General features: G+C 62.5%; 2 protein-coding genes and 2 pseudogenes. 1 reads left to right on the top strand and 3 read right to left on the bottom strand.

Annotated elements, in window-relative coordinates; genetic code table 11:
- Positions 1-191 (top strand): annotated as a pseudogene (locus FHR97_RS20190) (IS30 family transposase); the annotation flags it as partial.
- Between the two features lie 24 nt (positions 192-215).
- Here FHR97_RS20190 and FHR97_RS19985 read toward each other — a convergent pair.
- The 3 genes and pseudogenes from FHR97_RS19985 to FHR97_RS19975 all read right to left on the bottom strand — a co-directional run.
- Entirely contained in the window at positions 216-1,568 is a 1,353-nt protein-coding gene (locus tag FHR97_RS19985) for a hypothetical protein (RefSeq protein WP_183385555.1), read from the bottom strand.
- A 44-nt stretch (positions 1,569-1,612) separates the two neighbouring features.
- Positions 1,613-4,948 (bottom strand): toxin VasX, encoded by a 3,336-nt coding sequence (locus FHR97_RS19980; protein WP_183385554.1) that lies wholly within the window; start codon positions 4,946-4,948, stop codon positions 1,613-1,615.
- Positions 4,945-5,601: pseudogene (locus FHR97_RS19975) on the bottom strand (DUF4123 domain-containing protein); the annotation flags it as partial. The pseudogene FHR97_RS19975 and the gene FHR97_RS19980, both read right to left, overlap by 4 nt.
- Between the last annotated feature and the right edge of the window lie 92 nt (positions 5,602-5,693).

Genomic DNA, 5,693 nt, shown 5'->3' with positions numbered 1-5,693 from the left:
ATGGCCTGGTACGGCAGTACTTCCCCAAGGGAACGGACTTCCGACAGGTCACCGACGCCGAGTTGCGCAAGGCGGTCAAAAAGCTGAATGACCGCTCCCGGAAGCGCCTCGGCTACCGGACACCGGCACAGGTATTCCTGGGGGAATACTCAGGAGCCCTGAACACCGCAGGTGCTGCGCTTATTGCTTGAATTCAGGATGACACCGCATCCCCTTCACCCAACATTGGCGGCAAAGGGCACGCTGCGATAGGCGGCCTTCGCAGTCTCACCGGCGCCGGACTGTCCGAAGCGCTCCTCCACCGGGCCCAAGTCGAGGAAGGTCTCGCCGCGCTCATAGGCGGCCTCGACCTGGCGGTTCAGCTCGGTGAACTTGCGCGAGGGCTTGGCCCACTCGGATTCGGGAAGCGGCCGGGACCACTCCTGTACCCAGCCCTTGGGGATGGCTTTGGGCAGCACGTGATTGACCCGGTACTCGGTGTAGCAGCTGGCGAAGTAGGCGAGTTCCATCCAACGGCCCAGGCGGTAGCGCCAGAACGGCTTGCCCTCACGCTCGTAGCGCCTTCTCTGACGCGCCATCTCATCCTTGTACCAGGCCACGCTGTAATCGTCAGCGCACTCGGGCACCGCTTCAGGGCCCTCCTCCATGTAGCGGCGGATCAGCTCCCACTGCATCATCGCCATCTGCAGGCTCGTCACATTGGCAGAAATCCCGGCACCCACCAGGCTATACCCCGGCCGCTCGGGGTCCGGCGGCAGGATATGCAGCTGCCAGCCGATCCCCGCCGGTCCCCCGACGGTCACCGCCATGTTACGCGTCGCCACCGCCACGATGTCCTCCCAGGGCACGAAGACGGTCTCCTTGCGCCAGCCGGCCAGGCGACGAATTCCGCGATACAACGCCACATAGCCGATGGCCAGAGCCGGCAAGATGACCAGATGAGTAATCGCCATAAGCACAACGCCCTGGCGATCGAACATATGCATCTCTCCCCCGAGTCCACCGAGACTGATCAACGTTAAAAAACCACTAATCGAAAACAGCGCAAACCAGAAGCCGTACATCAGGTGAGCGCTGGGAGCCGGCAAGAAGACCCTCCGCCCAAGGTGTTCCACCACGAAGGCCACCTCACGGCGCTGGCGATGGAAGCGTACCGGGGTAGTGCCGCGAATCCAGAGATCAGGGAGCCATAGCCCACCTATCGTAAAAAGCAGAATCGCCATATAGGCGCCCCCCCCCCATATCCCCAAAGCATCGCCCCAGGTAAAGCCTCCATAAAAGACCATAAAGACGACGAAGAAGCATACCCCTACAAAGGCAAGCATCATCCAGACCGCCGCCCCCCCCCAGGCCAGCATGCCGTTTCGACTGACGTTATGCAGCAGATCCAGCGTCGCCTCATCGCGACGATAGACCAGTCGCCCGATATCCGCTCCGGCCCCCGCCGTGGGCCCTAGCGGGACAGGCTTGGGGCTCAGGGCATAGAGCTCATTGGCGCCACGCGTCAGATGCTCGCCGGCGCGCAGCGCCATGGCGGAGGCGTCCTGTTCCTTGGTTTGGGTGGTCATGGTGTTTCCTTTATTCGTGGCAATCGGTCTGACGCCCTTCTGTCTCAAGACGTCCAGGACACGAGCGGCATGGACTGCCAGGCGCTGGCCTCACGCCCTTCCAAGGGCTCGACGGGGCTCCAGTCCTCCCGGGGCGATACGGCATCCAGGCGGCTGAAGACCTGGAAGGCCGAAGTTGCCGTCGGCGACGACGCTCCCTGGGAGGTGATACGCACCACCAGTATCAGGGTGCCCCAGTCACCGACGCGTTCGGGATCCAGGGCATAGTCCAGCCGGCAGCTGCCTTCTTCCTGGGCAATACCTGCATGGGCCATCAGATCCTCGTGAAGCTCCTGCTGGCTGCCGCGCGTTACGCCCCAGAACCCCACCTGAAGGTTATCCGCATTAGGCACCTCAACTCCCGGTAGGTTGAGACGAAGGTTCAAGGAACTCGCCGGGTGTTGCGGTCCTGCCGGCATGGCGCTCATACGCGGCGGCTGCTCGCCGCGGCGCCAAAGCACCGGCTTACCATGCACCTCAGCGAGATGCTGATGGTGTGCCTCAAGGCCCCAGCCCTCCGGCTCACCTCCCCAGACGCTGTTCTGGCACCACTGCTGCAGCGGCGAGAGGGAGTAGTACTCGTAGAGCAACTCGCCCACGACGACCAGCACGACGCCGACGGCGGCAACCCAATTTAGCGGCACCGCCAGGCGCAACAAGGACAGGCGCAGAGCAGTGGCAGAGGCGCCCTTGAACTGCCCGATCAGCCCCGCCGCAAAGATCGGCAGGGTTCCCCCTGCCACGGCAATATCCCCCGCCAGAGCGATACCGGCCGCCAGACGCTGGCGATCCGTGCTCGCACGATCCAGCTTTAAGACTTGACGACCGATATCGAAGCCTGCCGCAAAGACTGAGAACCCCGCTACGCCAATCATCGCGCGGTTGGTCAATCGGGCCCATTCGTCCAGATGATCCAGACTACCGGCTGCCTGCTGGACAGCACTCTGGAAGGAGCGACCCTCATATAGGCGTCGATAGCGAGTATCGTGGAAGATCTCCAGCACACTGGCCGTAGCGGCAATTGTCCCGAATGCACCGGAGAGAACGTTCAACGCCGCCTCCCCCTTTTGTTCATTTGTCTGCAGGGATGTGCTCAACTGCTGGATGGCCCCGCCAAACAACCAGACGTTTAATACCAACATCAGGCCGCTGACTCCCACCGGCACGGCACGGCTCGGGGCAATATCCCCCTGCTCATTGCGAAATAGAGCATCCCTAGTACTTTGCTGCTGCAGCGCCTTCCGGACCTGGCTACGTTCATTTAACGCTGCACGAGATGCCTGCTCACTGAGCCCGGATACTTTAAACGCCTGATTGCCCGCTTCATCGAGGGGATAAGTCGCGTCAGCCAGCTCATCGAGCACGCCAGCCAAGGCATGCCTTTGCTGTCGAACGGCAGCGCGTGCCTGGCGAATGCGCGTGTCATAGACACGCTTAGGAAGCTGATGGCGCTGGCGCTCCAGCGTCCGCTCGATATGACTCGTGCTTTCCACCTCGTCCACCAGGCGCTCGGCGCGCTGTATCAGGCCGTTGAGACGGTCAAGAACGGACTGTTCGGGAATCTCCCAGCCCAACTGGTAGGCGGCGAGCCGAGTATAGAGCTGGTGTCGCACTCCGTTGGAGGTGCGGTCGAACAGAGCGCTGAAGCGTTCTTCTAAGTTCAGCGATTCGGTCTCGTCCAGCACACTCGCCAGCAGGGCGCGCCCCATCACTCTTTCCTTGGCCGTCAACTCGGTTACGACGGTGGCTCGTGCCTCTTCGCCAAGGCCATCGAGGTTCTGCAGACGTAATTGATCCTGTTGATCGACGCGTTCTCGCCACTGAGCATGCGTGCCAGGTGTATCCTTTGCCGACATCAACGCCATCAGGCTCGCCTGGGCGTTCTTCCAGTTCGCCGCCGCAGCATTGATGAAGCCGGTCAAGGGCGTTACGTGCAGGCGATGCGCTACCGTGACCTCATCGAAATAGTGCTGGTTCAGGAAGTCCTGCTGACCGCAGGCCTCCAGAGTCGAGAAGAGCCGATGCTCGAGGCTGCTGCGCAGGATAGCCTGGGTATCGTCCTCGCCATCGAGAAGGCTGGCGTACTCGTGCCAACGCGGCAGCAGGGTCTTGATGTCTTCGCCGACCTGCTCTTTGTGTGACCGCCACTCTCCCTGCCAACGATCGGCATTGGCGAGAAACGCCCGCATTTCATCGAGGCGAATGACGTCCTCAATGCCCTCCTTGGCCAGCCAGCGATCACCCTCCTGGCTGCCGTAGACGCGCTCAAAATAGTCGTCATGGGTTTCGCGGGCGAAGTCTCGGACCGATTCGGCGTCGGTGCCCAGGCGCTCGGCGAGATCGGCGCTGACGCTATTCACCTCCGCTTCCAGCGCCTGCTGTTCCCGGGACCGAAAGCCGGGGTGCCCGCCGCTGCTGGCAAGGTCCTCCGAGCGCTTCTCGTCGTACCGGTTCTGCAACTCCATCAGCTCCCGGAGCTGCTCCCTGTCGGACTCGCTGGCCTCGCTCAGCCAACCGGGAATCTCCCCCTGCCCCGCACGCGCGATCATCGGTTGCAGGTCGAGCTGCATGAAGCCATCGATGGCCCGGGCGGCGAAGTGTTTCTCAGGTTCCTCATCCAGCCACTCGGCCTCCTGGCCGACGATCCGCGTCCAGGCACCGACTAGGTCGTTGGCTCGGGCCACCACATCCTCGACGATCAGGCAGGCACTATCCTCACGATATTCGGCCTGGATATTTCCCGTGATGGTGGCCGCCTGTGCCGTCTGCCAGTCCGCGCTCGCCGTCCACTGATACTGGCCATAATCCAGGCGTTCTTGGGAGACAGTTCGCTCACCCAGATCATCCGCCAGGACCTCACCTAACTGATCGGGTGGCAACAGGTGGTCAGTGCCGTTGCCCGGGCAATAGCCACCGATATTGACCGTCAGCATCACCTCGTCCTGTACCTCCGACTTCGCCAGCAAGAGAGCCGCCCGCGTTTCCTCCAGTTCCACCTGGCTGTAGAGCACCTTGATGCTGCCACGGCGTTCGAGAATGATCGGGTCACCGCTGCCATCCGGCATTACCTCGAAGGTCTGCAACTCGTCGGGGGCGATGCTGTGAATCAGGTAGAGCCACCCCTGTCTCGTGGGCCGGATGCCATTGGGCCGGAAGTCTCCCTGGATGGGAGGCGATACCCCCAGCAAGGAAACCTCCTGGTCGGGCTCCACCATGGCATAGCGTACCGGCACCAACTGGAGGTCCGGCTTCTGCAGCGGACACTGCCCGGCCTCCTGGCCGGGATCGTTATCGCTCTGGTTATCAGCCACACGGTTGGCGGATTCCATGTCGATGCTCATGCTGACGTCTCCTTGTTCAGCCGGTCCTGCGCGAGAGCCACCGCCGATTTGAGGCGCTCCATGGGCGGACGCCCGTCTGCCACCTTCAGGCATCTGGCCAACTCGGGCATGGACTCTTCCTCCAGCGCCGATCGGCCGTGGGCCCCGAGGATGTTGGCCAGATAGAAATGCGCGCGCCGTCCATGAAAACCAAGTGCCGCCGTCCACTCGATCACCTCGCCCGCAGCCTGTTCGGCGCCGTCGAAGGCGGGCAGCCAGGGCCCCTTGGCGAAATAGGCCTGTAAATGCTCTGCAAGCTCGAGACGAAACCGCCGCCAAGCGATACGCGATAGCGACGCGCAATGTGCCTCGGTCAATTGGAAGCGACCTAACGACTCGTCACGATGCCGCTCACTATCAGTCTCGAGGTGGTGCCAGTTCAGATCTGCTCCCTGCATCTCAGGCAACCACAGACGTTCGATGGGGCCCAGGAGCGAGCTGGCCGTCGGGGCGGGCTCCGCCTCAAGCAAGCAGCGCATGACCTCGGGGGACGCCACCCGTAACGTCTGCTCCCCTTGCCAGGGATGCTCCACGATCAACAACCCGCGCAGGTGGTCGGCCACGACCTCCAGGGACTCGCCCGACGTCATCAGCCAGCCCGCTTCCCGGGCGGAGTTATCGTCAAATCTGGTGGATGGCGGTCAGGCCGCATTCCTGTCTGATTGATCGGCTACCTGCTCCCCGTCCTGGAACTTGACGTTGCTGA

The organism is Halomonas stenophila (assembly GCF_014192275.1).
Classification (GTDB): domain Bacteria; phylum Pseudomonadota; class Gammaproteobacteria; order Pseudomonadales; family Halomonadaceae; genus Halomonas; species Halomonas stenophila.
Note: the sequence above shows the minus strand (reverse complement) of the source record. Positions and strands in the feature narration are given on the sequence as shown.